The following is a 26,645-nucleotide window of genomic DNA, read 5'->3' on the forward strand; positions in this document are numbered from 1 at the left end:
CACCCTATTCCATCAGTCGCTCCCCTGGGGCACGGGCGTGCCGCTCAGCACGCCGCAGGCACCTTCGAAGGCCTTGCGCAAGACAATCCCTTGAGGACCGATGCTCAGCTCGTGCAGCGCTGGATCGTGATGGCTATCGCGCACCTTGAGCACCGACACCATGCGCCGCAGCTGCGACTCCAGTTCGACGAAACGCAGCAAGAGCAGGTTGTCGACGATGCTCGAAAGATCCGGTGCGGGCGCGGTGATTTCCGAGCCGAAGATATCGCGCATCTCCCAGGTCAGCAGCACACTGACGTCGCGGGCACGCAACTCGCCGGTCAAGGCACGGAAGAAGGCATTGAGCCGTACCGGGTCGAACGCCAGGCGACTGAATGCGCCCAGGCTGTCGATAACCACCCGCTGCGCACCCAAGGCCTCGACACGCTCGAGCAAGCCGCCACCGAGCTGGTCCAACAGGCCTTCGGTGGTGGTCTGCCAACAAAACACCAGGCTGCCTTCGCGCTCACGCTCGGCGAGGTCATGCCCTAGCGCAGCAGCCTTCAGTCGCAACCGGGCCGGTGTTTCGTAGAAACCGAAGTGCAGGCCCGGCGCCTCGCGGCTGCACGGCCCGAGAAAGGCCAGCCCCAAAGACGTCTTGCCAATCCCCGAAGGCCCCATGACCAGGCTGACCGAGCCCTTGGCCACGCCACCGCCGAGCATCTCGTCCAATGTGGCGATCCCCGTGCCGACCCGCGTCAGCGTATCGCTACCCATCTGGCTGGGGTGGCTGTACAGCGCTTCCAGGCGAGGAAACACCCGCAAACCGGTTTGGTCGATCAGGCATTCGTGCAGTCCGGACATCGCGCCACTGCCACGGGTCTTGCGCAACTGGATTTGCCGCACAGCCCGACTGCCCATCAGTTGCTCACTCAACTCGATCACCCCATCGACCATGGTGTGCTCCGGGCTGCCTTCCTGCAGCCGAGCGCTGGTCAACAGCAGCACGGTGCAGCCCGCAAAGGCGGCGTGCCCTTGCAGTTCGGAGACGAATTTCTTGGTATCGAGGCTGGTTTCCGCTCGGACCCGGGCATTGAGCAGCCCATCGACGATGAGCAGGCTGGCCTGCTGACGGGCAATTTCCTGGCGCAGCAGCCTGACTACCGCATCAAGTCCTTCCTGCTCCAAGGTGTCGAAGGCGCTGACGAACTGGATCGGATCGCCTACCAACGCCGGGTCGAAAAATTCCAGTGTCGATAGGTATTGAAACAGCCTTTCATGCGACTCGCTGAGCAAGGTCGCCACCAGCACGCGACCGCCGCTGCGCACGTGATTGCACGCCAGCTGGTTGGCCAGAATGGTCTTGCCCGCCCCCGGCGGCCCCTGGACGATATAGGACGCCCCGGCGATCAAGCCGCCCTTGAGCAGCACGTCCAGTCCGTCGATGCCTGTCGCCAACCGCTTGAGTGGTTCTGCCATGGTAGTTACTCACTGTGGCCCGGGTTCAGTGACGTCCGGGCATGCGGGCAGGTACAGGCTCATGCAGGTACCCTCGCCTAACCGGCTATCCACGCAGATAGCGCCGTTGCACTGCCTGGCGAAGCCATAGACCTGGCTCAGCCCTAAGCCTGTGCCTCTGCCGAAGGGCTTGGTGGTGAAGAACGGTTCGAAGATCCTCGGCAGCACCTTCGGGTCGATGCCTTGGCCTGTGTCCTGCACATCGAAGCGTACGAAACGCCCTCGCAGCCCTTCCACCTCGCCGGACAGCTCGACGCAGGTGACGGCCAGGCGAATGAGCCCCTCGCCATCGATGGCATCACGAGCGTTGAACAGCAGGTTGAGCAGCACCATCTGCAATTGCCCGGCGTCCACTTCGATCGGCGGAAGATCCGGCTGCAGGTACTCCTCAAGCTCGATGGTATGGGTCAGTCCATGCTGCAGAAGACCACGGGTGGACTCGATCAGTTCAGCGGGCGCGATACGCGTCGCGCTCAATTGACGATGACGGGCGAACGTCAGCAGTTGCCGGGTCAACTGCGTGCCCCGTTCGCCGGCATCGACGATGTGTTCGAGCAGCCGGCGGATACGCTGCAGATCGTCACTGCCCAAGGCGAGCCGGGAGGCGCCTAAAATGATGGTCAACAGGTTATTGAAGTCGTGGGCCAGGCCGCCGGTGAGTTGCCCCAGGGCCTCGAGCTTCTGGGCCTGGAACAGCTGGGCACGGATGGCATCCAGTTGCAGGGCGGACTCGCGTCGGTCGGTGATGTCCCGGGTGACTTTGGCCAACCCAACGATTTGGCCCTTTTCGTCACGGACCACATCCAGCGCTGCCAGGGCCCAGAACTGAGTGCCGTCCTTGCGCACGCGCCAGCCTTCATCTTGTGCCACCCCTTGCTCCAAGGCCTGGTGGAGCAAGCGCTCCGGACGGCCTTCGGCGCGGTCCTGATCGGTGAAGAACAATGAGAAATGCTGGCCGATCACTTCCTCGGCGCGGTAGCCCTTGATCCGTTCCGCCCCAGGGTTCCAAGACACCACGTTGCCTGAAAGGTCGAGCATGTAGATGGCATAGTCCACCACCGATTGAACCAACTGTTCGTAGCGGTTGGGCGGCATTTGCGGTTGATCGGAACGCTCATTGGAAACCATGCAGACTCCGCAGGCACTACCAAGGCCATCCACTGAGCGTAGTCAAGGACCGGCACCCATGTAAGCCACAGACAAGCCCAGACAGATCTTGGTTCCTCTATAGCAAGGCGCTGAAACGCGTTGAATCCCAAACGGCCGTGCAGTGGCTCAAGACAGCCAGGTAGCAATTGCCCTATAGTGCCCGCGTTTTTTTCACGGCCAGGAACGAAGATGCTCGCCAATCTGCGCATGCAGCGCCTGCAGGATGACCTCCAACGCACCGCCACTGAGCTGGAAGACGTCCACCGCGGGCTTTGCGGACATGCGCGTTACCTTCGCCATAGCGTGCATGCGCGCGAGGCCAAGGCGATGGATAGCCATGCCAAGAGCTTGCAATCGTCAGCCTGCACCTTGCGCCAGATCGCCCAGGCGATAACCCCCTGAAAGGACAGGTGCGGTTGACTTATCTATAACGGCGGGTTATAAAGCGCGCTTGATTGTCAGGCCCTTCTGCCGTGAAGCGCGCCGGTCGTGACGACCCTTTCAAGCGTGCGAGTGTGGTGGAATTGGTATACACAGCAGACTTAAAATCTGTCGGCGTGAGCCTTGCGGGTTCGAGTCCCGCCACTCGCACCATCTTCTTCTGATAAGGCGCCCTTGCGGCGCCTTTTTCATGCCCGGCAAAAACTGTACCGGCTGCTACAGTGGAACCATGTCCCCGCTCACTGGAATGCCGCCATGCGCTACTCCCTGTTCGAAGGCCAACGCGACATCATCATCCTGCTCGCCCGTGTACTGCTGATGATCCTGTTCATCCTGTCCGGCTGGAGCAAACTGACCGGCTTCGAGGGTACGGTCAACTACATGAGTTCCCTCGGCGCCCCAGCGCCCATGCTCGCGGCAGCGATCGCGGTGATCATGGAGTTCGCAGTGGGTATCCTCCTGATCCTGGGCTTCTATACACGCCCGCTGGCCTTCCTCTTCGCCCTGTTCGTGCTTGGCACGGCATTGATCGGCCACCCGTTCTGGAACATGGTCGACCCAGAGCGTAGCGCCAACATGACCCAGTTCCTGAAAAACATGAGCATCGTCGGCGGCCTGTTGCTGCTGGCGGTGAGCGGCGCCGGGCGTTTCTCCCTGGACCGTCGCTGACAGCTGCGCTGCTGGCACGGCGACTCAATCGTCGACGTCGTCGTGCCAGGCGGGATGCTCATCGTCGTCGAAGTCATCCAGCAAGGCTTCATCTTCCTCGGCTTCGTCCAACACCCCATGGGCGTCGGCTTCTGGATCGACATCCTCCTCCAGAAACTCGTGGTCGAGCAGATGATCGTGCTCGGGCTCGTGCAGGTCGTCTTCGTCGTGCATGGTTGGGCTCCCAGAGTAAAAGCACGCCTGTATAGGCCGATCATCGGTCGCGGTCAATCGCTGGCCGCTTAACGCTCGCTTAACCGCTCAGCCGCTAGTCTCGAATCTCTCCCTTCAAACGTTCTTGCCCGCCCCTCCCGGCGGGCTTTTTTTGTAATCCCTTCGTCCGTCTCCGACATCTTCGTCGGAACCTTGCCCCCTACTTCGATGCTCGCACAAGTGTGGACCTGTCATTTTTACAAGGAGAGACCCCGCATGGCTGTGAACATCGACAACCTGATCATCACCACCCCTGCCCCCAAGTCAGACACCAACCCGGTGGCCCTGGAAGTCACAGGCGCCGTTGCCCTGGCGACCTTGAGCGACTTTGTCACCCGGCTGCCCGATGGCTCCATCCGCTTGAGCGCCCCCACCAAAGGCGCTGCCAGCAAAAGCACCCACCGCACCCGTTGCGAATGGAAAGAACCCCTCTACTGGGCCTTGGGCAACGCAAGCGCGCACCGCAACTATCAACAGTTCACGTTGCAGAAAGTCAATTCGGCGCTGAAGGTGGTGATTTCCCAATTGCACGTGAAGGACGACGACAGCCCACCGATCAAAGTGTTCTGGAACAAGGGCAAACTAACCTACGGCTTTCGCCAGGACTTCAACCAGGCGAGCGCACCTACCGCAACGCTTCTGGCTGATGTGCCGCTAGGCTCGCCGTTCGACATCATCATCGACGTCTCATCCAGCGGCGCCATTGTCCTCAGCGCAACCTGCAATGGCCGCACGGGCCGCTCTCCAATACTTCAGCTGGCGAGTTCGTGGAACACACGGACCTTCAATTTTCATGGCGGCGTGTACAACCAACTCGATTTCACCGACTCCACGCCTCCTGAAGACGGTTCGGTTTGCGTGATCAGCCGTCTTGAGCTGACCCATCTTTGAGAACGATCGACACGCTTTGAACAGGCGCTTCACGAATTTCTGACAATCGACTGGGCACACTGAGGCTGCTTCGTACGTTCTTTCAACCCGCCTCCCCCGGCGGGTTTTCTTTTTGGCGCCTACCGCACGCGCCTTGCTAGCCGTAAAAGCGTGACCCCCTTCACGCCTTCAGCCCCTCACAGGAACTTTTCAGAAATTTCCTGTTCCTTTTCGCGGAAGCTGCTTGAGAAGCTAGCCTATTGACAGCATTGAATGTGCTGTGCATGCGAGTACTCTACAACCCTTAAAATCTTCTTCGAAGAATGGACTCCATGAAGCCTCTACCTCTTCTAACCGTTTCGGCAGGCCTGCTCGCCATGCTTCCTCTTTGGGCGGGCGCGCAGCAAAACACCCCAGCATGGGATCTGGAGCCAACCTCTTTTCTGGGGATCAACTTGCAGGGCGACTTCCTCAAACAAGTTGCCCCATGCCCTGCTGATATCGCCAGGCCAGACAAACCTTGCCGGGTAGCCACCACCGACCCGAATCGCTTCGAAGTCCGCGGCCTGCCATATCTACCCATTTCCCCAGGCTACGAACTCGTCGCCACGTTGGCAGACGGGCAGGTGCAGGAATTGGTTTTCAGTGGCAATGCCAACAGCTTGAACCTGGTCACGGACCTGTTGACCGAGCAATTTGGCCAACCCACGAAGCTGGACAGCCATTGGATCAAGATGGCCTCCGGGGCATCCTATTTGGCCGAAGTGCTTTCTTGGCAAGGCGAAAAAGTGTCGATCAACTTCCAGCGCCAGGAAAAAGACCTGGGCAAGTATGCGGTGACCTTCTCCAACCTGCCCGCGCAGGTGATGTCCTCGGATGAAACACCCGCCGAAGCGCTCAAGTCTGAGGTATCCAAGCTCTGAGCCGAAGACGGGGCGGGCACGCACAGTCCACTTGCGTACATGAGCCGTCCAAGCCCCATTTCAATGCCGTCTGGACGAGCGCGGATACACTACCGCCCCTTGTAATAGAAACCTTCCGCAGTCAGCGCCACGGAAACATCGTAGGTCACACCATCGCTTCGTCTCATGGATTTATAGACGTTGCATAGCAGCGGCGCATTGCCTCGAGGAGATATCACCGAGATTGGATTGCTGGCGGCATTCGCCAGATTCCATGGCGCTTTGGCCAACTCGCCTGCCCTGATGCCCACGATCACCCCCTCTGCGGGGCCAACACTTCGAGCCTCACGACTGGCTTGCCATTTCAAGGAAGCCAGGGCCTTGCCAATCTCCATCAGGCAAAGGTCTTCGGTTTCCTTGCTGACATTTTTTCCTGCGTTCTTTCCAACCATCCAGATGTGGTCACTTTTTCGAGAGCGCATCGGGTGTTCGAAAAAGCGCCCACCTGCGAGCGTTGCGACTGCAGGTGCGTAGGCGTACTTGATACTCTTGTGAAACGCATTTCTCGCCAGCGAAGGATGCGTTTCGAAGAGGCGGGTTCTTACATAGTCTTCCGTGTACCAACGCCTATCGACCAGTACGCGGGTCTTGTCGTCGGCGGCCGCTGACTGAAGTGTCCACAGACAAAGACCAGCTGCTATCAGCTTGCTCAGCATTGTTAGAAATTCCCTTTATTCAGCCTACGCAGCGCCATCAATTTACCATCACCCTCGTGGCACACCAACTGGATACAACGCCAGCAGTAGCGCACCCGCTGCCCAAGGACTTTAATTAATGAGTGCTCTGGCGATTTCTATCGATTCGCTATCAGGTGCATCACCATGAAAACATCTCTGTTGGCGCTGACCGTGCTATTGGCCGCAGGCAGCGGCTGTACGACGAACTCATCGCTCTACCGTGATTCGCCGCTGGTATCTCAGATCGAGCCCGGCATGAGCAAAGCGCAAGTTCTGCAAGTCGGTGGGCAGCCACTTTCAACCACTGAACGCCCCAAAGGCGCTGGCACTTGTTTTGATTACATGCTTGCCCATCAGGGCCAACAGCACGCGTACAGCATCAACTTTAATACCGCAGGCACCGTGGAAAACAAAAGTTTCTCCACCTGCGCACAGGCCGGCCCTCAAAATACCCGAAAGGCACTCGATAACATGGGGGGCGCTGGTGGTGCGGGCTATTAGGGTCTGTATGAAATGTGTTCGTGCGCAAACCAGACAAGGCGAAAGGCGGCGAGGAAACCGGATGGCCGAGTGGTAGGTTTGTGCACTGGTCTCACCAGCGACTGCCCCCCTATTAAGAAGAGGCGCTGTCACACAGCTGTCACGCAACTCGATCACTATCGATCAAGCCAAAGGGACTTGGCCCCGTCTACCGAAAACCCGGCCTCGCGCCGGGTTTTCGCATTGATGCACACGTAAAGCTATGGCTTAGCACATCAATCCAAGCACTCTCTTGCCGCCGTGCGCAGCTTGTCAGTCGACAAGAAACTGCCTTTGTAAAACGTTGCACGGCTACCCTCGTGATACTTGACGACCTCAAGCACATCATCGGAGGTCACTGCGCTGGGTGCTGTGATGCGGTATCCATTGGAGATGGATTTCTGTGTGGTAAGCGGCGCCGTGGCCTGCCATTTCGGCAGCACACATGCCGCGTACGCTTCAGGGGTCTTGCTGGTGAGCTTGCTGCCCGTCGGCTGACCTGGCGATGCGCATCCTGCCAGAGTAGCAACCATTGCTGAACAGATGAGAATGGGAAATCTAGGCATTTACAATAGATCCATAGTGGCTAATGGATTCTAGCAATCAACGCAGAAGGGACACCAACCCACCAACGTAGAACAGCGCGATTGGCAGGTTCTTGGGGGGAAAGTTTGACCGGCTGCTTTCACGACTTCTTCACAAAGCTGACTGTAAAGTCAGCTTTGTTCATGTTGGGACGTTCAGCCCGCTCCGGCGGGCTTTTTTGTATCTGGCAATCCGCCGCCAACTTGCCCTACAATCCGACCAGGCTGAAGGATCAGCACCCGTCGCAGAGAGCCCGCCATCAAGCGGGCTTTTTGTTGCCTAGCGATCAGCCGAAAGGCCGCGTTATCCTCGGATCACCTCAAGGCGATCCCGGCCTGCCTCTGTGATCGCATTCTCCCCTTCATCACTGATGCGATAACGGCCAGACACCATCTTCGTAATGGAGAACCGGACCAGTCCGCTCCGGGATAGAGCGTCGCCTGCTTCAAAGCTCATCGCCTGCTCCAAGTCGAAGATCTTGATCTCTCCGATTTTGTAGCGCGCAAATGCCACCAAGGCTGCATCCAATTCTTCTTGTTTGATCTCTCGAACGACTTCCATTCGACCCTCCCAGGTCATGAGAGCCCCGGTCCGTGGGCATAAGGCAACGAACCGGGTGGTTTGTTGAAGGCGGACCGTACTACGCCCCAACGGAGGTCGCTACTGGCTTTCCATCCATGCTGGATGGGTGGGCACCCCTGGCGCTGGTCTGGCACTGGTCGATGCCCTCACGCTGGCGATAATCGCGCAATATGTGAGGTCTAATCGGCCAGGCAAATAGGAAATCACCCTGCTCTCTCACATTTTCTATATGACAAAGGAGGGGGACTCACTAGCCGAATTAAAGAGCGAATCATCGAGCGCGTTTACCGTCGCGCTGGATTCGAGTGTCCCAGGATTGTCCCAGGACCGGGGCAGCCAAATCCGCGGCCAGAAAGAGGGTCGCGATGAACACGACGACGCCCGCGATGCGCCGCTGAACAAAACCTGGCCTTGTCGGTTCCGAACCACAGCATGCAGGCCTCCTAAGTAATCCATCCCTCAAGATAACTCGCGCCGTCTTTCAGGCCACGGTGGGGGCGCATGCATGGAGAACGACATGAGCGTCGAGACGGGCCACGATTCCGGGTAATCAAGCGACAGTTTGGCTATACCGAAGTGCGCCATGGCTTGGCCAAGAACGCGGTGCAGTCACTACTTTTGCCCTGCCGAACCTATGGATAGCACGTTGGTATTTGCTGATGGCCACAAAAAAGGGGGCTCTATACTAGAGGGATGGACGCTACAAAGTGCTCGGAATAGCCGAAAAGCATGAAACAGGCGACAGATTTGTCGGGCCGTTTTGGGAATGACTACTTTCGGAGCAACCGAAAAATGTCGGCATCTGCCAGACCACCCTTAAAGGGCGTAAAAATGAAAAATAATCATGAAAACCCAGTGGCCGGGTTGAAACTGAAATTCTTAACTTCATTACTACTCATGGCGATCGCAACGCTAGCGGTTGCCGAGTGCAATATTGATTTTCCGGATAGAAAAAGCATCGATGTATGTGAGTACAAAACGGATATACCGCGACAGACAAGAGCAATCGCAGACGTAACTGGAACGGTAATCTACGTATGCAGTTTCAAAGCGCTACACAACTACAAGACCTCTGAGCTCTTCACCATTTGGAGCACAAAGAGCAAGGGTCGTTATTTGGTTGAGAACAGTGGGAGCGGAGCGAATCCACGGGAAGCATTCCTGGTAAAGGGATTTGGTACTCCGGCGAAGGGAGATTTCTCTATCACTTTCCGAGACGGTGTCCGCGTAACCATCACCTCGAATGGCTGGGGAACAACCAGCCTTGATCACATCGCCAACAAGAATAGTCTCTATGGCGCAACTTCGAGCGAAGCCAGCAAAGCCGGAGGATCATGTGAAAGAGCGGGAAACATTACGGCAAATTTTATTGTGACGGAATAATTGAGCGTGCTGTCCACCGTTCACGGTTACAGACAGCCGCAGGAAATGCTGCAAGACCGAGCGCGTTTACCGTCGCGCTGGAGAGATGGTCAGATTTAACCAAGCAGGAGGTCTGATGCGGAAACGATGAGGTTTTCCAGCGCATAAATAAAAACCCCGCAGACTTTCATCTGCGGGGTTTTCGAATGGTGGAGGCCGAGGTCGGAATCGAACCGGCGTAGACGGATTTGCAATCCGGTCTCAACCTGCTATTTTATTGGAGCAAATCGCTCAACCCCCTGTATCTATTGGGGTTTCCATCATTTTCCTGCATCTTGATTCATCATCATTTGGGACATTCGGTGTCCCAGATTTGTCCCACGCTTCCTGTCACCCTTCTTCGGCGCTCTGCCGACCGATTCCATTCCTTTATATAACTACTCACCGCCACGGCGGATTCCATCCGCCACCGCCTCGCACGCCAGCCCGGCTATTCGACTTCGCTCAAGCGCTTTCGCGAGGTCTCCCGCCATTCGGTCAGACTCTTCAAGCAATCCCCCGAGCACCACGACGGCAGAGGCTCCTGCCTGGCGCTGCTGGGCAGCGATGGTATCGCAGGTTGCTCGATGGCTTGCGCGCAGCCGCTCAATTTCGCCGCGCAGCCCGACAGACCGAGACTCAGCAGCAACAACCCTACCCTCAAGATTTGCATACCGTTCATCTGCTTTCCTATCTGCTTCGTCCGTCACGGCCTGGCGGCGGTGTTCTTCGGTTCTGGCCTGAGCTGCGGCGCGCCGATCACGCTCAGCGACCTGCAGGCTGTAGTCGGCCAGTTCGCCGCGCGCGGTACTGGTTTCGCCCTGGGCAACTACCACCCGGTACTGCTGGCCGCCGGCAACCAGCGCAAGGACTATCAACCACCAGACCCAGGCCGGCACCGCGCCGGGCCAGCTCATGCGGCCTCCAGAAACAAAGCCCGCTCCGCCTCCCGACGCCGCGCCAGCCCCGCCAGAACCTTCCCGCCGGCCTTGTTCCACCGCGGGAACTGATCAGCGGCTGCGGCATAGTCGCCAGAGTTGAGCAGCCGGCGCAGCGTCGACGATTCCAGGTTGGCGGAGCCCAGGTTGTAGGCGAAGCTCACTAAGGCATCCCACTGGTTCTGGCTGAGCGGCACGGTAACCAGGCGCTCGACCTCGGGCTCGAAGCGCTGCACGTCGTTCAGCAGCATGCGTTCGGCCTGCTCCTTACTGATCGACATGCCCGCCTTCACCCCTCGGGTGGCGCCATAGCCGATGGTCCAGACGCCGACGGCATCCTGGTACGCCTGCAAGCGCAGGCCTTCGAACGACTTGATCAGACTCAAGCCGCGTTGCGATGTACGCATGGTTTTCTCCAGGCAAAAAAATACCGCCATCAGGCGGTTGTCTTCGTTGGCAGGCTGTCGTTCAGTTGATCAGGCCGGCGGCACGGGCCAGTCGATCTGGCCGGGGAAGCCCCCCTGCTGATCAATGCGGTTAACCGCAACGCGGTAACGCTTCCAGGCGATTAGCGCCTGTTCTTCTGCTGCGCTGGCTTCACCGAGGTCGACGGCATCTTGCAGCGGTGCGATCCGAATCGCAGCCTGAGCCAGCAGCGCGTCGCGTTCATTGAGCGCGATTTCAGCCAACTGCTCCGGCGAAAGGACAGGTGGCGCAAGGTGCGCTTCCACTTCCGCTTCGGTCAGAGCAATCAACCCGATAGGAATGAAATCATCTTGTGATCCATCTGCTTCAAAGGCGAAAACCTCCCCAGTGGTCGGGTCTTTCAAGTATTTCATGCTCATGCTCGAACCTCGCTCCAACGGATCAGCGATCCGCTCTGAACAGAATACGTATTCCCGGGTAGAACTGGTGCCGAGTGCGTCCCTACGCCGCCACCTGAACCGTTGTTTGCGACCCAGCTGCGCTGCTCGCCTTGAACTGTCAGGGTCGAAGTCATACCGGTGGTCAAGGACATGGCAATCACTACGTAAATTGTTCGCCCCGTAGTATTTGTGTATGTGGTACCGACCAGTCGCGAGGCTGTAAGGTTTACCCAGTCCTGTCCTGCACCAATGCCTCCCTCCACCACGGCATTGCCGTTACCCCGAGCGTAACCGACGCATTTCCAGTTACCGCTACCAAGCGAAACGAATTGTGCGGTGTCGCCAGGGCTGGCTGTAATGTTCGCGCCGCCTGGCAGAATCAGCGAAGCTGAATTGTGGCTGATCACAGGACTTCCCTGGAAGATCAAGCGCCTGACAACACCTTCCGTCGCAGACCCGAGCGAATTTATCGTCGCTCCACCGCTGATGTTGATCGTGTTTGCCCCGGCTGCACCAATATCGACAGTCGAGGACGAGGCCAGTGTCACCAAAGGAGCCTCGTTCAATGCCTTATCTAGAGTGTTCAGTGCCAGCCACTTGCCATTCTGGTAACGCTCATACTCCAAAATGCTGTTGTTGAAACGCAGCATCCCGCCCATCGGTGCTGCCGGTCTTTGCGCGGTGGTGCCGGCCGGCAAGATAGCTGCGCCCGTCGCGGTGGGGGCATCCTTCTGCACCGTGGCGCCCAGCGCATTATCCAGTCCTTCAATTTCCGAAGACGGAATTTTAAAGAGTTTGGATGCGGTCGGATCCAGGCTGCGCAGAACCAGGTCATTCTGTCCGTCGTGCAGGACTACATCCCAGCGCTCAGTCGTGACTTCACGAATCCAGAGCATGCCAGCTCGTACATATGCCGGCCGCGACACCCCTCTGTGCAGCGAGTTCAAGGCGTCACGAAAGTTGTTCAGGTCAAGCGCAAGCTGCGGCCCGCTCTTGGCGTTGGGGTCCATGACACCCCAATCGAATTGGCTCATAGGTGCTCCTTAGATTCGCCGGCCATAGCCCTTGGCGAGATAGTCAAATGTGCGCTCAACCCCGCTGCCGGTGCTGTCGAAGAACCGCACGTTGAAACCGCTGTCGTCGATATCGGTAATCAGTTTGCGATCCCCCACGCTAAGTCCCTGGGCATCGACGGCCAGGGCAGGACGCACCATGAAGGCCGGGTCAAAACTGATCCGCATCCCTCCGGCTGGGCACAGCAAGTCATTGGCGCCTGCCACGCGGTCTGGCATGTCGATGACGATGCGCATCTGGCTGACGCTCGGCGTCACTGCCGGGGCATAGCTGCGCAGATGCAGTCGGAAGCGGAACGCCCGCGCCGTGTGTTCACCGATGGTCAGCGGGGCCCAGGGGGTCCAATCCGTCGGCGCCTCTGGCTGCGGAGTGCTGCTTTGCGAAACCTCCAGCGTGAGACCCCATTGGCCGGGATCGACATCGGCCAGTCGGTCGATCGACGCCAGCGTGACCCAGCTCGCCATGGTGCCGAGAATGTCGAAGCCGAAGGCTAGAACCTCGCTGGTGAGGCGCGCGGTGTAGACGTGGCCCATGTCGACGATTTCATCGGCGTAGTACCAACCTTCTTCCTTGAGGCCCGACGTGCCATACGCCATGGTCACGACCTCGGCCAGCGTGGGCCAGTCTGAAAGCGTGTCTTGGCTATCCAGCTGGAGTTGACCAAGGGCTACGCTGACGTCCACGCGCTCTCCGGCCCAGGCCGGGCCCTCGTCAACCGCCTCCACCGCGTTATAGCTGTCAAGATCGGCGATTTCAGACGTGCCCGATACCGCATTCAGGCTATAGATGCCGCTGGTGTCCACCGCTCGCACCAGGTACGTGCCGCGACGGGCCGGAAGCGTTGCCGTATTGACCCCAGCCGAAACGCGGTCGATCACCACTTGCGCGCTGGCCCACGTTGCCCCAGCCAGTGCAGGGCTGTAGCGAACCTCGTAGTGGTCAAGGTCCAGATCGGGAACCGGTGGCCACCACAGCGTCAACTGCCCGGCATTGACCGTCAGCCGTAGGTCGGCGATGTCGGCCGGCGGGCGCAGCAATCCCTGTAGCGGCACGGTCAGGCTGGACCAGGGCGAGCGAAGTCCAGTAACGGCTATCGACCGGACGCGGATTTTGTACTCGCCTGGGCTGGTGTCCTGCACATCCGCCGTCACGCCGGACTGCATGCTGAGCGGACCATAGTCGCTTTCGCCCGGGCGCCAGACTTGAAACTCGTACAGCGTGACCCGGGGATCACTGGGCGGAGTTACCGAGATTGACGCACCTGATCTAGCCACCACACCAGCACGATACAGGTACTCCTCGACTGTGGGGTTGATCGGCGCCGGCAGCGGGCCGGTGGGAATCAGCGAAGTGTCCCGCTCCGGAAGGTTCAGGTTGAGCTCGACGCGGGCGTATTTGTCAGGGTCGTGCTCAACTGCCGTTATCTGGTACTGCGCGCCCTCCTTCTCCGACACGCTGACGACCCGGAACAGTTCAGGCTCAACGGATAGATTCGACAACACCCACATCGCAGCAACCACGGGAGTCGCACTCAGTGGCTCGGCCAGCGTGACGATGTTTCCAGTGAAGCTCTGCACCTGACGCCGCTCGATCACGCCGACCGGCAGCATGACATCGAGAAACCAGTCAAAGCCTGCGACCTCGTCTGGCACCTTGTCCAGCTCTAGCTCAGCCAGGCCAGGGGCGCGCACGCGACCACTGAGGCGCGCTCCAGCTTGCGATGGATCATGCAGCGCGATGATGTCGCCAGGCCGTAGATCGGCGTGGTCAACACCAGCGGTGTAGCTGATCGTGTCGGTTTCGGCGCGCTCGCTGTACAGCAGCCAACGACCCAAGCGGTGCGCCTGGCCGCGAGACGTGCAGCCGAACGCAGTCACATCGAGCTGGCGCCAACCAAACGACCGGATAGCATCGGCATCCTCCACTACCTCGACTTGCTTCTTGTAGCCGTCCTCAGGATCGTTCCAGGTCACCAGCGCTACCGAATGGCGTTCTCGCAAACCAGTGCCGGAGCGCTCAAACTCCCCATTAATCACGTTGGCAGGAGAAACAAGCTTGACCGGGTCGCTCGGCATGTCGGCTACAGCCACCGCCGAGTTGCTGCCCCAGTAGGTCATGCCGCGGAAGGCGCTGGCCAGCTGATTCAGCGCCTTGATCGCCTCTACCTGCTCAGCCAGCACGGTATTGACGGTAAAGCGCGGCTCCATCTTGCCGTAGCCGTTTGGCACCAGTTCATCGCAGTACTGAGCAATCTGGTAGAGCGACCACTTGTCTACGTTATCGAGACCGGCGCCGTAACGCGGATGGGTGGCCAAATCTAGGTAGACCCAGGCCGGGTTGTCAGTCCAGGCCAGTTTGAACGCTCCGTCCCAAAGACCTGCATAGGCCCGCGTGGCTGGGTCGTAGTTCGACGGGACACGAATGATGCGTCCCTTCACATCGTAGGAACGGGACGGGATCTCAGAGCCGAACTGGCGAGCGTCAACCTGCAGCCCAATGACGGCGCTGTCGGGGTATGTCAGGCGCGCGTCGACTATCTCGGTGTAGCTCGCCCAATGCGTATCTCTCTGAATGGTAGACGTGCTGTCTGGCGTCTGGCGGATTAAACGAATCGACCAGGGACCAACCCCATGCAGTTCGACCCGTTGCTGCTTCTCATAGGCTGAGGTCGTCTTTCCGCTAAATACGATTTTGGCCGAATCAACCCAAGGCCCATTGCTTGGCCGAACCTGGACATCCACTTGTGCGAAAGCGCCGTTGATGTCGCCCGTTTTCGTGTCTTGGCTAGTCAGCGATGGCACGCGCACCTTGATGCGAACCGCATCTACCTCAAGGTTGGTTACAGAACGAACAATTGGCGCGAGCTCTTCCAACTGTGTCGAGACATCGACTTCATTTTCTACAGCTGGAAACCCAGAAATTGGCGCTTGACTGGCCTCGCCGGTCCGCACAGCGACAGTCATTCCGGAGAAGTTGTAACTACCGTCGGCGGCCTGCAGCGGTGTGTCGTCAAGAAATACCGACTTCAGCCCATTGACCAGGCCAACTATCGGGCCTTCGCCCAGCAAATCGATGATCCTGGCTGTTGCAACTGATCGGAGCGTGTTCGGGGCTTCGACCGGCGTTCTCGACGACCCGCCACTACCCGACCCGCCACCACCTCCTTTACCGCCACCTTTGGCGCCAAGAATGATATCGCTCATCACGCCTCCTCGGCGGTCAATCCTGCACTGACGACAATGGAGCCGGTCCTGACTCGACCATAAATGACGGGAACTGGCAGGCCCTGCGTGCTGGTGTTGGTGGGCCCGTCGAACAAAAACGACGGACGCTCATCCGCCTGTTCACGCCCGGAGTAGTCGCTACTCTTTGGCGTCTGGCTGAACAGGCTGGTGATGCCGCCTGTGGTCTTGTTGAACCCCTTCTTGACCATGCCGTAGTTGCCGGTCATCACGCCCCAGACGACCATCGAGATGCCGGAAACGATGTTCATCACGCCGCCGGCGCCTTCAATGGCTGGCAGGATGTGCATTTCCTCGGCAGCGCCCAGGGCGACCACCAGGCCTTCCTCGGCCAGGGATTCGCCTTGCTCGAGCGGACCACGCAGCACATGCCAGTGGCCAGCCTCAAGCGCCTCGCGGAACCCCGGCAGTTGCACCAGCAGCGCCCGCACCGCCTCAGCTGGATCGCGCACGTCCAAACGAAAAGGGCCCCCGAATTGGGAGCCCAGCGCACCGTGCAAGTGGATGGTCTTCATCGTGATTCATGTCTCAACCAAAGGGTGATGTGCGGCAGCCAGCGGCCGATCGGCTCGCGCCGAGACAACTGTGTGCCGTCTACGGGATCGCTTCCGCTCGGGTGGTGCAGCGCCAGACCGTGCTCTAGCAGTACCCCACCGTGGTTCGGTACCGGCGAACGCAGCTGGGCAATCCACATGTCACCGGGCATGGCCTCGGCCTGTTCGATCCGGCGAAAGCCCGCCGGGGCGATGCCGTCGCGGTACAGGTCGCCGCCGTTCAGCCACCATTCCCAATCGCGGGGGAACTCGATCAGGTCAATGCCCAGCTCCAGGCGGTAGTAGTCGCGGATCAGCGCGTAGCAGTCGGTGATACCGTGACGGAAGCCGCGACCCACCAACGGGGCACGCTCGACCTGATAGCCGAACCAGACAGGCTCGGTGGCCCGCTCGCCATCCGTGGCCACGATCCCCCACGGCGCGCCAGTGGTGGCCTGTCCACGCATGTCGGCGGCGCTCGGGCAGGCCGGATAGTCGGGGTGGCTGTGCACCACCGCCAGCAGGCCACGCGCCACGGCAGCCGCCATCGTGCGTTTGTCGACCTGGAACGTCTTGGTGGGCTCGGCGGCGATGTTCTTCACCCGCCGGCACTCGCCCGGCGTGATCAGCCAGACCGCCTCCTGTGGATAGGCGGCAATGGCCTCGCGCTGTAACTGCTCCGTGTGCTGCTCAAACATCACCGATACCTCGCCACGCCAGGGAATCCGTAGAACGGAAGGTTGCCGTACACACCAAAACGCAGCTTGCAGTCGGACAACCGCTTACCGCACCGGTCAGCCCCGCGATCCGCGCTTGCGCCGCTCTCGGCCCATTCGCCGGTACCGGCATAGGGGCAGGTTGCACCTTCGTAGCGGTACTGGGTGCCATCCCACCAGCGGTACCGATGCGTGCAGGTGTCGCGCAGGACCTGGCGAGCCGGGATCATCCGACCCTCTTGGTCCATCTGCACCGACAGCTCGAACTGGATCTGCGTGCGGTTCTGCCGGGCCTTGCGCTCGATCACGTAGTAGTCGACCGGGAACAGGGCGTCTGGGTCAGGATCACTGCCATCGTCCAGGTGCTTGCGGTAGGTGCGCTTGCGCCGTACCGGGGCGCCCACCAAGTCGTTGGCCGACATGACCAGCGACAGGAAGGCCAGATCCTGGGCCGCCAACAGCAACGTCGGGCGCGGCAAGGTGCCCTGCCCGTTCCAGGTGAAGCCCTCGGCCTGGATCGGGAACGGCAGGTACTGCACGCCGTTGAAACTGATGGCATGGCCGTCCACCGTCGCCGTGGCGAAGTACATGACCTCACCTCCGTACTGGGTCGCGTCGATCTCGAACATCTGCACGATCGCATCCTGCTCCAGGCGCTGCATGTCCGTCGCGATGAGCTCGGGCGTCATGGGTTCAGGTCCTCGGTGAAGGTGGCGGTCATGGTGAATCGACCATAGGTGTCGTGAGTGGATGAAGGAGGGTCCTGGCATATGACCCGCAGGGACCCTTCGCCAGGCATGGTGCACTGGAAGGCTTCCACGCCGCGCCTCGCATTCAGAAAATCGCGCAGAGTGTCTCGTTGCCCCTCATTCAGCAAAGACCATCGCACGCCCCACTCCCTGCGGAATGGCTGGAGCCCGGACGAGCGACGGAGCTCGTACCCGTCACCAAATTTCGTTACATCCCGCGAAAATGTGCCGCCGGCTATCAGGCCGTAATCTGGACTGCGGCCAACATCAGGTAGCGTTTCCATGGTGTTTCCTATGAGAGCATTCCGCCTGGGCGTTGCTCGTCCTGTATGACTTGGCGAACGATGTCTCGGACGCCTTCACCGGCAAGTTGACCTTGGCGCCGCGCCTCCGCGTCGCTCATGCCTGGCTGAGCTTGGACGTAGACCTGAATCGGAACGTTGACTTCGCCACCTGCTGGCTTGTCTCGCTCCCCCCCACGACCATTGCCAGACTGGATAATGGTTCGCCCTCCTCCCCCACTCACCGATACCCGCTCGTTGGAGTTGATGGCTTCGAGGAGTGAACGGTTGCGCCTGGTAGCCTCGGCGTTCACCACGAATTCGCCGTTACTGAGGCGCGCAGGGATACTGTCCGAGGTTCCTGAGCCAGGGCCTGACACATACCCGCCAGTCTTGAACCCCTTGAACAGCGCAAATGCGGCGAGCAATGCAGTGCCGCCAACTATCGCAGCGGCGCCGAAGGAGCCTACCGACGCCACCAAGGCAGCCGGCAACCAGGCGCTCGCCGTCGTAGCTGCCGCTGCGGTCTGTGCGGATGTAGTTGTAGCGGTAGCAGCCAGGCTGGATGCGGTCATCGCGCCATCGGCTGTAATCTTGGCGGTGGTGACAGCAGCGATGCTCGTGGTCTTGGCTGTCGTTTCAGCTGCAATCCTGGCCATTTCTGCTGCCGAAAGTGCATCTTGTGTCTTACCGAACGCCAACTGCAGCGCCTGGTTCACCGCCCACTGAGCAGCCATCTCGCCCAGAGCACCCACCACACCGCGGAGCATGTTCTCTGTGATCATGCTCATGGCATCACTGAACGTCATGCCATCGAAGACCATGCCTTCGAACGCCCGCCCGGCATCTGCACTGATTCCGTAGAAGGCGTTGGAAAACAACGACTGCGTCTGACCAGCGACATCGTTCGCGCTGTTTTGGAAGTTCTGGAGCGCAGCAGTCCAGCCGTTAGTTGCATTGAGCAGCTGCTGATCCATCTGCCCCCAGCCCACTTGCATGGCCTGGAGCTGCTTTGGCAGATACTCGGCAGTCAGGTCGATCTGAGCTTGCAGATCTTGGCGCTGCTTTTCAGTGGTAGCGTTGGCCAGTTCCGTACGCAACTGCAGGATTCTATCATTCGTCTCTTGCTCCAGTCGGATGCGCTGCTGCATGCGATCAGCCTGAAGGCTACCCATGCCCACCGCTGCCGCCTCAGCGTCGTACTGTGCACGCTGGGTGGCGAGCTGGCGGTCCAGCTGGGCCCGATACTGCTCAGCCTGGGTCAGGCCACGGGCGCCCTTGATGGCCGCGGCGTAGTTGATCGAGGCTTGCGCCAGCGCCTTGCCATATTCGTCCTGGCTGATCTTGCCCTTGCTCAAAGCAAGGTCGAGTTGGCTCTGTTCCTTGGCGAGTGCTCTGGCAGCTTCTGCCGCAGGGTCGTACTGACCGTAGAGCCGGGAGAAGGTGTTCAGGGCCTCTGGCACACCTTTGAGGGCTGCGGCATTGGCCTTGCTTGAAGCTGCGGCAGCTGCCTTTGATGCCTTTTCAGCGGCGACTTTGGCGTCCTTTTCTTCTGCGTACTTCAGGAGCAGCTTTTCTTGCTCCGGTAGAAGCTTACCAAGTTCACCTGCCTCTATGGCGTAGCGAACTTTTGCGACTTCGCTGTTTTGGCCTTGTAACGCAGCCTGCTTCTTCAGATTCGCCAACAGCTTCTCGAATTCAGCGTTCACAGGTGTCGAGGCATTTTCACCCTGCGGCTTCTGAGACCCAGTACTGGCTGCTTTTGCCTGCATGCGCGAGACGATTGCGCGAATGCTACCGGCCTTTCCTTCGAGGTCGGCGATCTCGGCATCGATCTCCTTCCGGTCATAAAATTTGAAGTTGAATAGAACGGTATCGCTGGAGTCGGCTTTTGAAAGCCGAGATCTCGCATTCTGAAGATCGCGAATACTGGCTAACGTTACGCTAAGCTCATTGTTGAGGCCGGCGACCGTCTTCTTGTCGGTACGGAAAAAGTCGAGGAACTCGCCCGAGTTGAATCCATCCATTGCGCGGGCAAGCGATGCAATGCCCTTGGCAAGCGCCTGACTTGATCCCGTGGCCTCATCCAGTCGACCAATAGTGGCTACCAGCGCATTATTGAACGCTGTCATTGCCTGGCTAACGGTCATATTCAGGCTGGAGCTAAGCTGGTCAACCTTGTCCTTTTGGTCCTGAAGCGCCCTCACGATTGCCTCAGCAGTAAGTTTGCCCTCTGATCCCATTGTTCGTAGTTGGCCGATGGTAACCCCAAGCCCTCTGGCAATGGCCTGCGCAAGCGCCGGCGTCTGCTCTAGGATGGAGTTCAGCTCATCCCCACGCAACGTCCCAGAAGCCAGCGCCTGCCCGAACTGGACCATAGCTGCATCTGCAGCCTGGGCGCTGGCTCCGCTGAGAGCCACAGTTTTCGCCACGGTCTCAGTCACTCTAGCAACATCAAAAAAACTCAAGCCGAGTTGCCTGCCGTTCTGGGCGATCCGCTGATACACCTGAGCAGTCGTCTCAAGCGACTGTCGCGAATTTTGAGCAATGTCATAAACGGACTGCTGAGCGAAAGCCAGCTGCTCAGCCCCATTCGTCACAAGCCGTAGTCGGTTGGTAAGGTTGGTGTATTGCTCCGCTGCTGCGGCGATCTTTGCTGCGCTGAATGCCGCAGCCAATGGGGCAGCCAGACCTGATACTGCGGAAACGAGGCTGCCTGTTTGGCCTTCTAGAGTTCTGATCTTCGAACCTGTGGAAGATGCCTTCTTGCCCACGTCATCCATCGACGCACCAGCTTTGCGCATCGCCGGATCAATTCTATTTCCTGCAGACTCCAGGGCATTGAGGTCCTTGGTCATTGATTTGGCGTCGCGCTGCGCATCTCGCGAGTCAATGGTTACCGCCAGCCGCGATTCTTGGGCCATCGTTAAACTCCAGGCACAAAAAAGCCCGCTCAAAGGCGGGCTTCACTAGTGGTGTTGTAGTCAGTCTTGGACAGGCTCCAAGTCGGACTTGCAGTGCTTACATTTTATGGCCTCGCGCTGCACAACCTCGGCACAGAATGGGCACTTTCTGTATAAGGACGAGGACCCAAACTTTTTGGCAATCTCAATGCTCTTCTGCTGGTCTACGCCTAACGGATTCACGATCCAAACAGCAATAAGTCCAATCACCGGGAAGATCAGGCCCAAAAGGAACCAGGCAGCTGGACTTCTTCCTTTCTGCTTCGCGAAATAGGCAGTTACCCCGGCCAACGCCAGGCAAATGATCAGCAGCTCCATGACGCCCTCCTTGTCGATGCGAGCAATCTACCATTTCACGGGCAGCATGGGTTAGCCTGCGCCACCAAACCCAAAGGAGCGAAGCCATGGAATGGAGTCTTGAGGCTGAGGATGTCCTTCGCCAATCTAGAGCTCTCGCAGAGGTTGACGGCAGGCCGACAAGCTCCTTCGTGGAGCGGAAGGATGACTTGGAGGCGATGCTGAGTTGCTGCGACGCAGAGGAAGCCACCTATTGGCGCCAGGCGCCAGGTTCGAGAATCAGCGCCGCACCATTTTTCTTCGAGCGCGCCGCCATAATCCTCAGCAAGCGCAAGCAGTACACAGACGTTGTAACGATATGCGATCGCTGGTTGGCTATTGCCGATGACTACCGAAGCCAGCCGATGGTCTTGAATGGCTCCGCTACACAATGTCATTTAGGGCCCAGGGCTCAGGCAATCGAAAAGCAAAGGGCTCGCGCCATTTCAAAGCTCGGTTAGGGCTCGCTCACCGACAAACGCCACCCTGTCCACCCATCCACCCTGGACGGAAAGCCAGTACGCGGATTGGATGGTGGCGTAGTAGCGTTTCGTTCGACAGCCGATCCGGCGGAACAAGCCGGACAGACAAGACACCTGTAAGCCCACAAAGGAATGCAGCCATGCCAGCGAGATCACCCCGTCCGCAGATGATCAAGGCGGACCCGGCAGATGGATATCAGGTTTGGCCTTATCGCGCAGAAGCGGTAAGTCCAGACGGCGATAGGAACAACGGCGGGATCGATCTGCTCGCAGAGCCCCATCGCATTGATGAGATTCACGAGGCAACCAAAGAGAACGGCCTTCGCTATGTTCTGGAAGCGCTCAACAGCCAAGACAGCCCATTCATGTCTCTTGGCTGTCTATCTGGGGAAGATGGGCACTATTTCTCATATGTCGAGTTTACCCTCCGAGATCACGCGCAGGCAGCAAACGAAAAGACTGTCATGGCTGTCCATGATCGCTGGCAATCGTGGATCGAAGAGAAAGACGCAGAGTTTCCAGGCTTGGCCCAAGCACTGAATGAGCGCTCGGCATGGGAGTATCGGGAGTTTTCATTACGCGGAAGCGATCCACAATATCTGATAGCCGCCTTCCATCGCGAGCAGGATCAAGAGTCTCACGGCAAGGTTGTTGAGTGGTTTGAGCGATTTGTTCTTGAGGCTGATCACTCGTCCTGAGCATCGCTTTGCACCCCCATATGAATCACGCCAGGGCCGGAGACGAGCCTTGCCTTCAGCCCCGGTTTTCCGGTGTACCGACGTTGGTAGCCATCGGGGCCGACCTTCCCCTCAAAACACAGCCGGTCAATTTCTTCACCATCATCCATGATCGACACAACAGCCTTCCCGCCGCACTGGACGCCATCATGCACAGTGAACAGGTCGCGGATGGTAAGCACATAGCTCTGCTGCATGTTCTTCTCCTGCGGCCTGGCCGCGTCATTTAGGCTTGCGCTTGTTCGGCGCTGCCTTGGTCTGCTCGTTTTCCTGCTGCTCATCCCAGTGGCGCCGGAACTCGTCGTCCATGGCGAAGATTGCAGCGTCGAATTCTTCGCGGCATATCGCCGAAGGGTAGCGGGTCAGGTGATCAGTGATGGCCACTGGCGAGATCGGCGCCGGAGCACCGGCCATTCCCACGTACTGCCTTGACCTGCTGATCTGGCCGTAGGCCTCAAGGATCTCGGCAGTTACACCGTCGATCTCTGGTGGATCAGGGACAGGCACCCCAAGCCGCTCATGCTTCCAGCGCTTCTTCTCATTGCCCTGCCCGGCCCACTCGCGCCCCCAGACGTATGCCGCTACTGCTTTTCCGCGGTAGCCGCTGCCTTCTCCTCGGCGCGCGTCAGAATGTCTAGAGCAGTGCGTACCGCGACCCAGTACACGTCCGGCATCATGCGGATGAGCTGAATGCCCAACTCCGGGGTATAAGCAGCTGGAGTTCCTGGGCTTTCCGCCACGTCGACACCCTGCCAGTCCTTGATCAGATAGCGTGCCGCCAGCTCATAGAAAAGGTCGTCACCAGATTCGAACTCGACGCCGGCTACAGCCTCCAGACTGAAATCTTTGGTTCCCGCCCGGGTCTGAGCGTCGATCGCGTCCAGGTGACGTTGCACCAGCGCTTTATGCGATTTGAACAGTGGGTTACCGAAGGACGCGACAAGGATCTTCGCGCCATCGGCGAACTCAACCCAGCGCGTTCCGTCGATGTCGATTTCTGGCTTCTTGATGGTGATGCCCATGGGCTTCCTCAATGACAAGATGCTCGGCGCGCTCTGGAAGGCGCGCCGCGCAAAGGGTTAAGCGGTGACGGTGACAGCGCAGGTGTCGGTCTTGGTGCCGTCTGCGGCGCTGGTCGCGGTGATGGTCGCCGTACCAGCGGCCATGGCGGTTACCAGGCCGGTAGCACTGACGGTGGCGATGGCTTGATCCGAAGACGTCCAGTTGACCAGCTGGCTCGCGCCAACAGGAGTCACCACGGCCTCAAGGTCGGCAGTTTCGCCAACGGCCAGGCTGATGGTGGCCGGCGTCACCGTGACCGCTGCTATGGCGATCGGCGCCGGCAGACGGGTGATGGTCGGCGGCACGCGGCGACCGGTGTAGCTGAGCTCAACCTGGATGATGTCGGTGGCACCGCCATCGGGCCAATCACCGGTCACTTCCATCTCGGGCAACAGGAAGGTGTAGCCGCCGTCGGCGTTGTTCAGCGTGAACTCGAAGCTGAGCGCGTCGCCGTTCTGCTGTGCCTTCCAGTACTGGTAGGCAGTCTTGGACCAGCTCAGCGTGATGCTGCCCGACGGGGTGAAGGTGGTCGGGATGATGTTGCCTGGGAACGGGTTGCCGTTACCAATGCAGCGCTGGGTTTGAACGGCGTTATCGAACTGCAGGTTGAAACTGTCGACGCAGGCATTGTCCTCGCCCAGTTGCACACCGTTGATCTTCAGCCCGGTGACATCCTTGAAGCCGTAGCGACGCTGGTTCGCCTCTGCGACAGGGCTGACGATGAACGACGTGTTGTCGGCCTTATCATCCCAGGCAATGGCCGCGAAGGTTGTGGTGACACTGATCTCGTTGTCGTTCGGCACCTCGATGTTCATCGTGGCCACTTGAGCGCCGCGGGCGATTGCCGCGATACCAACATCGGCGTCGTAGGCCCCGATGGAGAACGAGATACGGTCATTGCCCATGGTCAGGACGTTACCGACCCAGTCCTTGCCGAAGCAGGAAGCCAGGAATTCGTCCAGGGCGCCGAAGCGGAACTTCGTTTCGATATCGCCGCCCACATCCACAGTGGTCATGGCGGTACCTTGAGACATGCGGTCTTCGCCGATCTCGTTGTTCTCTTCCGAGTTGTAGGTCGGGCCCAGGCCGAAGCTGACGCGAGTCAGCACGTTCCAGTTGCCCGGCGGGGTGATCCCCGGGGTGACTTCGCGAATCCACGCGGTCGAGCGCTTTGCACCGCTACTCATGGGGTATTTCTCCTATCGATAGGCGTAAAAAAACCGCCATGTGGCGGTGCATTGGTCAGGATCGGGTTAGGCCGCGTCGAGGCCGAGGGTCATCTGCAGCTGATCGCGCCAGTACTCGACCTGGTGCTCCAGCCCTGGCTTCTTGTTCCGCCAGCGGGCCAGCTCTCGGCCACTCAGACTGGCGACCTCCTTGGCATCGTCCAACGCCCGGCAAGCGAGGTCGAACTGCTGCTTCTCGTTGAGCTCACCGCGCAGGAGCGCATCGATGTGGAGGTCGCACCAGACGGCAAAATCCACGTCCAGCCAACGGGCGAACGAAACGGCCAGCTTTGGGTGAAGCCAGGTCCCGCCACTCCGGCCCTTTGCGCTTCGAACTAAAAGGTGGGATTCCCCCACATTTAAGTGGCGGGCCAGCGCATCCATATACTTGACCGACTCTGGCAGGCGCAGCCACTCAGCAGGTTTCTTGCCGTAGCGCTTGGATACGTCGGTCGCATTGATCCAGCCATCGCTGTTGAAACGCACGGCCTGGCCTTGGTAGTGAAACGGAATGACGTTGCTCTCGATCATCTGTGACACCTCGTTCATCAGGCGAATAGATACGCAGCCGGGGCGGACGGATGAACGAACATCCACCGTTCGGCTGTACGGGCCTAGGCTGCGTGTTTGGTTGCCTTGCGGCAGATTTTGGCGGGCTCAGTAGGCCCGATATGGCACGCTTACGTTGACCTGGTACCAGCCGTGTCCGTCGTCGCCGACGACCCGAGGGGACGCCTCGTAGAAGTCGAACGGCCCTTCTGGAGCGCTGTAGTACTGAAACTGGGTGACCAGTGTGTCTACGGCTCGGGTGATGGATAGGGTGCCGCTGTAGCTAGGGACGAACAGCTGAATGACTACGATGCCGGTCTGCCGCACGCACGGGCCGATTCCGACCTCTGGCGTGCTGCTCAGACCTGGCACGTTCGCCAATCGGGCCCAGATATTGCGACCAGCAGGATCAAATGGCTTCGGCGGGTTCGGGTAATCCACTGCGTCAGCAGGGATGCCGGTCAATTGCGCCATGCGCCCAATGACGATGGCCCGGATCTGTTCGAAGGTCATGAGCTGTAGGCCTGCGATACGCCGTATAAGCTGACTTCGTAGATTCCTCTCGGAGGGGCCTGCTTCGAATGCCCATCTTCAAGGGCCTGGGCGTATGGAAGATTGTTTTGGATGAAGACCTGGGTGTATGGCTCAAGTCCTGTAACCGCCCTCACCCCCGCTTGGATGGTCTCAGCGCCCGCGGGGTCGACATTGTCGGTGCTGGTATAGACCGGCGCGCCCACACTGACGATGTTGTTGCCGCGGAAGCGCCCGGTATCAACCGGAGACCGCAGAACGATCTCGTTGAGCATGGCGATAGCGATAACCCTAACGCGCTGGCTCAGTTGCTCCTCAACCACCCCGGCGAACATGCTGGGAGGTGTGCTCCAGCCTCTGTTCTTGGCCATGGTCACTTCCTCAGCTGGATTTCGTAGTGCGCCTTGGCTGGATCGATACCTGGGCTGACGACGCGGTATGTCACCGGCAGGCCGGTGATAAGGTCGGCGGCGGTGATCAGGTGCCCTACGGCCGGCCTATCCGTGACCTCATTGGCCAGGCAGATCAGCAGAACGTCGCCCACCAAGATGCTCAGTCCGTCGATGCGGCGGCTGTCGTAGCTGTCGAGCACCCCGCGCCCGGTGTAGGTCACTGGCTGCGCCGTGGTGGTCTCGTTTACTGGGTCCCAGGCGCCGGACCCCATGTAGGTACCGGTGAACGTCGATACAGCATCAGCCAGATCATCGTCGAAGGCCTCAGCCACGTCTGCCTGGATTTCGTCGCGAAGACCCATGA

33 protein-coding genes, 1 tRNA gene and 1 pseudogene are annotated in these 26,645 nt (G+C 59.3%); 10 read left to right on the forward strand and 25 right to left on the reverse strand.

Translation table 11 applies throughout. The features are described 5' to 3' along the window. Positions 1-12: 12 nt before the first annotated feature. Both ACNFCH_RS07110 and ACNFCH_RS07115 read right to left on the reverse strand, forming a co-directional pair. Positions 13-1,458: an ATPase domain-containing protein gene (locus ACNFCH_RS07110; protein WP_337158905.1), complete on the reverse strand. Its 1,446-nt coding sequence runs from the start codon at positions 1,456-1,458 to the stop codon at positions 13-15. A 9-nt stretch (positions 1,459-1,467) separates the two neighbouring features. Continuing rightward, complete coding sequence (locus tag ACNFCH_RS07115) at positions 1,468-2,625, reverse strand: PAS domain S-box protein (RefSeq protein WP_337158906.1); 1,158 nt, start codon at positions 2,623-2,625, stop codon at positions 1,468-1,470. A 210-nt stretch (positions 2,626-2,835) separates the two neighbouring features. Here ACNFCH_RS07115 and ACNFCH_RS07120 point away from each other — a divergent pair, with 210 nt between their 5' ends. The 3 genes from ACNFCH_RS07120 (at position 2,836) to ACNFCH_RS07130 (ending at position 3,756) form a co-directional block, all read left to right on the forward strand. Further along, on the forward strand, positions 2,836-3,048 hold the full coding sequence (locus ACNFCH_RS07120) for a hypothetical protein (RefSeq protein ID WP_416742507.1): 213 nt from the start codon (positions 2,836-2,838) through the stop codon (positions 3,046-3,048). 107 nt (positions 3,049-3,155) lie between these two features. Next, positions 3,156-3,240: transfer RNA gene (locus ACNFCH_RS07125), tRNA-Leu, on the forward strand. Positions 3,241-3,342: 102 nt separating this feature from the next. Further along, on the forward strand, positions 3,343-3,756 hold the full coding sequence (locus ACNFCH_RS07130) for a DoxX family protein (protein WP_196164091.1): 414 nt from the start codon (positions 3,343-3,345) through the stop codon (positions 3,754-3,756). A gap of 24 nt (positions 3,757-3,780) precedes the next feature. Here the strand turns inward: ACNFCH_RS07130 and ACNFCH_RS07135 are convergent, their stop codons facing one another. Further along, positions 3,781-3,969, reverse strand: a complete 189-nt coding sequence (locus ACNFCH_RS07135; RefSeq protein ID WP_337158910.1) for a hypothetical protein — start codon at positions 3,967-3,969, stop codon at positions 3,781-3,783. Between the two features lie 255 nt (positions 3,970-4,224). Between ACNFCH_RS07135 and ACNFCH_RS07140 the strand changes: the two genes are divergently transcribed. Both ACNFCH_RS07140 and ACNFCH_RS07145 read left to right on the forward strand, forming a co-directional pair. Further along, positions 4,225-4,899: a polysaccharide lyase family 7 protein gene (locus tag ACNFCH_RS07140; protein WP_416742508.1), complete on the forward strand. Its 675-nt coding sequence runs from the start codon at positions 4,225-4,227 to the stop codon at positions 4,897-4,899. 311 nt (positions 4,900-5,210) lie between these two features. Further along, positions 5,211-5,801 carry a hypothetical protein gene (locus ACNFCH_RS07145; protein WP_337158912.1) on the forward strand — a complete coding sequence of 197 codons (591 nt, stop codon included), beginning with the start codon at positions 5,211-5,213 and terminating at the stop codon, positions 5,799-5,801. Between the two features lie 89 nt (positions 5,802-5,890). On the opposite strand, the gene ACNFCH_RS07150 is transcribed toward ACNFCH_RS07145, so the two are convergent. Further along, a complete protein-coding gene (locus tag ACNFCH_RS07150) occupies positions 5,891-6,496 on the reverse strand; it encodes a hypothetical protein (protein WP_337158913.1) in 606 nt (201 codons plus the stop codon). A 165-nt stretch (positions 6,497-6,661) separates the two neighbouring features. On the opposite strand from ACNFCH_RS07150, the gene osmE reads away from it, so the two are divergent. After that, positions 6,662-7,018 carry an osmotically-inducible lipoprotein OsmE gene (gene osmE / locus ACNFCH_RS07155; RefSeq protein ID WP_337158914.1) on the forward strand — a complete coding sequence of 119 codons (357 nt, stop codon included), beginning with the start codon at positions 6,662-6,664 and terminating at the stop codon, positions 7,016-7,018. 254 nt (positions 7,019-7,272) lie between these two features. On the opposite strand, the gene ACNFCH_RS07160 is transcribed toward osmE, so the two are convergent. Together ACNFCH_RS07160 and ACNFCH_RS07165 are read right to left on the reverse strand one after the other, a co-directional pair. Next, positions 7,273-7,602 carry a hypothetical protein gene (locus ACNFCH_RS07160; RefSeq protein ID WP_230392894.1) on the reverse strand — a complete coding sequence of 110 codons (330 nt, stop codon included), beginning with the start codon at positions 7,600-7,602 and terminating at the stop codon, positions 7,273-7,275. 322 nt (positions 7,603-7,924) lie between these two features. Continuing rightward, complete coding sequence (locus tag ACNFCH_RS07165) at positions 7,925-8,182, reverse strand: hypothetical protein (protein ID WP_337158915.1); 258 nt, start codon at positions 8,180-8,182, stop codon at positions 7,925-7,927. Between the two features lie 561 nt (positions 8,183-8,743). Here ACNFCH_RS07165 and ACNFCH_RS07170 point away from each other — a divergent pair. After that, a pseudogene (locus tag ACNFCH_RS07170) lies at positions 8,744-8,892 on the forward strand (IS5/IS1182 family transposase); the annotation flags it as partial. Positions 8,893-8,932: 40 nt separating this feature from the next. After that, positions 8,933-9,586, forward strand: coding sequence for a hypothetical protein (locus ACNFCH_RS07175; RefSeq protein ID WP_337158916.1), 654 nt, complete (start codon positions 8,933-8,935; stop codon positions 9,584-9,586). Between the two features lie 416 nt (positions 9,587-10,002). Here ACNFCH_RS07175 and ACNFCH_RS07180 read toward each other — a convergent pair whose 3' ends face one another. The 11 genes from ACNFCH_RS07180 to ACNFCH_RS07230 form a co-directional block, all read right to left on the reverse strand. Next, positions 10,003-10,521, reverse strand: coding sequence for a DUF2514 family protein (locus ACNFCH_RS07180; protein ID WP_416742509.1), 519 nt, complete (start codon positions 10,519-10,521; stop codon positions 10,003-10,005). After that, positions 10,518-10,949 (reverse strand): lysozyme, encoded by a 432-nt coding sequence (locus tag ACNFCH_RS07185; protein WP_416742510.1) that lies wholly within the window; start codon positions 10,947-10,949, stop codon positions 10,518-10,520. Before ACNFCH_RS07185 ends, ACNFCH_RS07180 begins: the two co-directional genes overlap by 4 nt. 69 nt (positions 10,950-11,018) lie before the next feature. Then, on the reverse strand, positions 11,019-11,387 hold the full coding sequence (locus tag ACNFCH_RS07190; protein WP_416742511.1) for a tail fiber assembly protein: 369 nt from the start codon (positions 11,385-11,387) through the stop codon (positions 11,019-11,021). Further along, positions 11,384-12,442, reverse strand: coding sequence for a hypothetical protein (locus tag ACNFCH_RS07195; protein WP_416742512.1), 1,059 nt, complete (start codon positions 12,440-12,442; stop codon positions 11,384-11,386). Before ACNFCH_RS07195 ends, ACNFCH_RS07190 begins: the two co-directional genes overlap by 4 nt. Positions 12,443-12,451: 9 nt before the next feature. Continuing rightward, a complete protein-coding gene (locus ACNFCH_RS07200) occupies positions 12,452-15,685 on the reverse strand; it encodes a host specificity protein J (RefSeq protein ID WP_416742513.1) in 3,234 nt (1,077 codons plus the stop codon). Next, a complete protein-coding gene (locus tag ACNFCH_RS07205) occupies positions 15,685-16,239 on the reverse strand; it encodes a hypothetical protein (RefSeq protein WP_416742514.1) in 555 nt (184 codons plus the stop codon). The genes ACNFCH_RS07200 and ACNFCH_RS07205 overlap by 1 nt, the downstream gene beginning before the upstream one ends. Continuing rightward, complete coding sequence (locus tag ACNFCH_RS07210; protein WP_416742515.1) at positions 16,236-16,955, reverse strand: Mov34/MPN/PAD-1 family protein; 720 nt, start codon at positions 16,953-16,955, stop codon at positions 16,236-16,238. Before ACNFCH_RS07210 ends, ACNFCH_RS07205 begins: the two co-directional genes overlap by 4 nt. Then, positions 16,955-17,662: a phage minor tail protein L gene (locus ACNFCH_RS07215; protein WP_416742516.1), complete on the reverse strand. Its 708-nt coding sequence runs from the start codon at positions 17,660-17,662 to the stop codon at positions 16,955-16,957. The genes ACNFCH_RS07210 and ACNFCH_RS07215 overlap by 1 nt, the downstream gene beginning before the upstream one ends. Then, a complete protein-coding gene (locus ACNFCH_RS07220) occupies positions 17,659-18,006 on the reverse strand; it encodes a phage tail protein (RefSeq protein WP_416742517.1) in 348 nt (115 codons plus the stop codon). Before ACNFCH_RS07220 ends, ACNFCH_RS07215 begins: the two co-directional genes overlap by 4 nt. Positions 18,007-18,014: 8 nt before the next feature. After that, on the reverse strand, positions 18,015-20,927 hold the full coding sequence (locus ACNFCH_RS07225) for a tape measure protein (RefSeq protein WP_416742518.1): 2,913 nt from the start codon (positions 20,925-20,927) through the stop codon (positions 18,015-18,017). 60 nt (positions 20,928-20,987) lie between these two features. Next, a complete protein-coding gene (locus ACNFCH_RS07230; RefSeq protein ID WP_377734850.1) occupies positions 20,988-21,284 on the reverse strand; it encodes a hypothetical protein in 297 nt (98 codons plus the stop codon). An 86-nt stretch (positions 21,285-21,370) separates the two neighbouring features. On the opposite strand from ACNFCH_RS07230, the gene ACNFCH_RS07235 reads away from it, so the two are divergent. Continuing rightward, complete coding sequence (locus ACNFCH_RS07235) at positions 21,371-21,763, forward strand: hypothetical protein (protein ID WP_416742519.1); 393 nt, start codon at positions 21,371-21,373, stop codon at positions 21,761-21,763. A gap of 161 nt (positions 21,764-21,924) precedes the next feature. After that, entirely contained in the window at positions 21,925-22,482 is a 558-nt protein-coding gene (locus ACNFCH_RS07240; RefSeq protein ID WP_416742520.1) for a hypothetical protein, read from the forward strand. Here the strand turns inward: ACNFCH_RS07240 and ACNFCH_RS07245 are convergent. The 8 genes from ACNFCH_RS07245 to ACNFCH_RS07280 form a co-directional block, all read right to left on the reverse strand. Continuing rightward, a complete protein-coding gene (locus ACNFCH_RS07245) occupies positions 22,470-22,718 on the reverse strand; it encodes a hypothetical protein (protein WP_416742521.1) in 249 nt (82 codons plus the stop codon). The two genes, ACNFCH_RS07240 and ACNFCH_RS07245, sit on opposite strands and share 13 nt — an antisense overlap. 25 nt (positions 22,719-22,743) lie before the next feature. Beyond that, on the reverse strand, positions 22,744-23,028 hold the full coding sequence (locus ACNFCH_RS07250) for a hypothetical protein (RefSeq protein ID WP_416742522.1): 285 nt from the start codon (positions 23,026-23,028) through the stop codon (positions 22,744-22,746). Positions 23,029-23,102: 74 nt separating this feature from the next. Further along, positions 23,103-23,543 (reverse strand): hypothetical protein, encoded by a 441-nt coding sequence (locus ACNFCH_RS07255; RefSeq protein ID WP_377734858.1) that lies wholly within the window; start codon positions 23,541-23,543, stop codon positions 23,103-23,105. 57 nt (positions 23,544-23,600) lie between these two features. Then, a complete protein-coding gene (locus ACNFCH_RS07260) occupies positions 23,601-24,770 on the reverse strand; it encodes a phage tail tube protein (RefSeq protein ID WP_416742523.1) in 1,170 nt (389 codons plus the stop codon). A gap of 66 nt (positions 24,771-24,836) precedes the next feature. Continuing rightward, on the reverse strand, positions 24,837-25,340 hold the full coding sequence (locus ACNFCH_RS07265) for a KilA-N domain-containing protein (RefSeq protein ID WP_416742524.1): 504 nt from the start codon (positions 25,338-25,340) through the stop codon (positions 24,837-24,839). Positions 25,341-25,466: 126 nt separating this feature from the next. After that, complete coding sequence (locus tag ACNFCH_RS07270; RefSeq protein ID WP_416742525.1) at positions 25,467-25,871, reverse strand: phage tail terminator-like protein; 405 nt, start codon at positions 25,869-25,871, stop codon at positions 25,467-25,469. Further along, positions 25,868-26,260 (reverse strand): HK97 gp10 family phage protein, encoded by a 393-nt coding sequence (locus ACNFCH_RS07275; RefSeq protein ID WP_416742526.1) that lies wholly within the window; start codon positions 26,258-26,260, stop codon positions 25,868-25,870. The genes ACNFCH_RS07270 and ACNFCH_RS07275 overlap by 4 nt, the downstream gene beginning before the upstream one ends. A 2-nt stretch (positions 26,261-26,262) precedes the next feature. Continuing rightward, the gene (locus ACNFCH_RS07280) at positions 26,263-26,643 is read right to left on the reverse strand and encodes a glutamate 5-kinase (RefSeq protein ID WP_416742527.1); all 381 of its coding nucleotides are present in this window, start codon (positions 26,641-26,643) and stop codon (positions 26,263-26,265) included. Positions 26,644-26,645: the final 2 nt, after the last annotated feature.

This window comes from Pseudomonas sp. NY15354 (assembly GCF_048068075.1).
GTDB lineage: Bacteria > Pseudomonadota > Gammaproteobacteria > Pseudomonadales > Pseudomonadaceae > Aquipseudomonas > Aquipseudomonas guariconensis_C.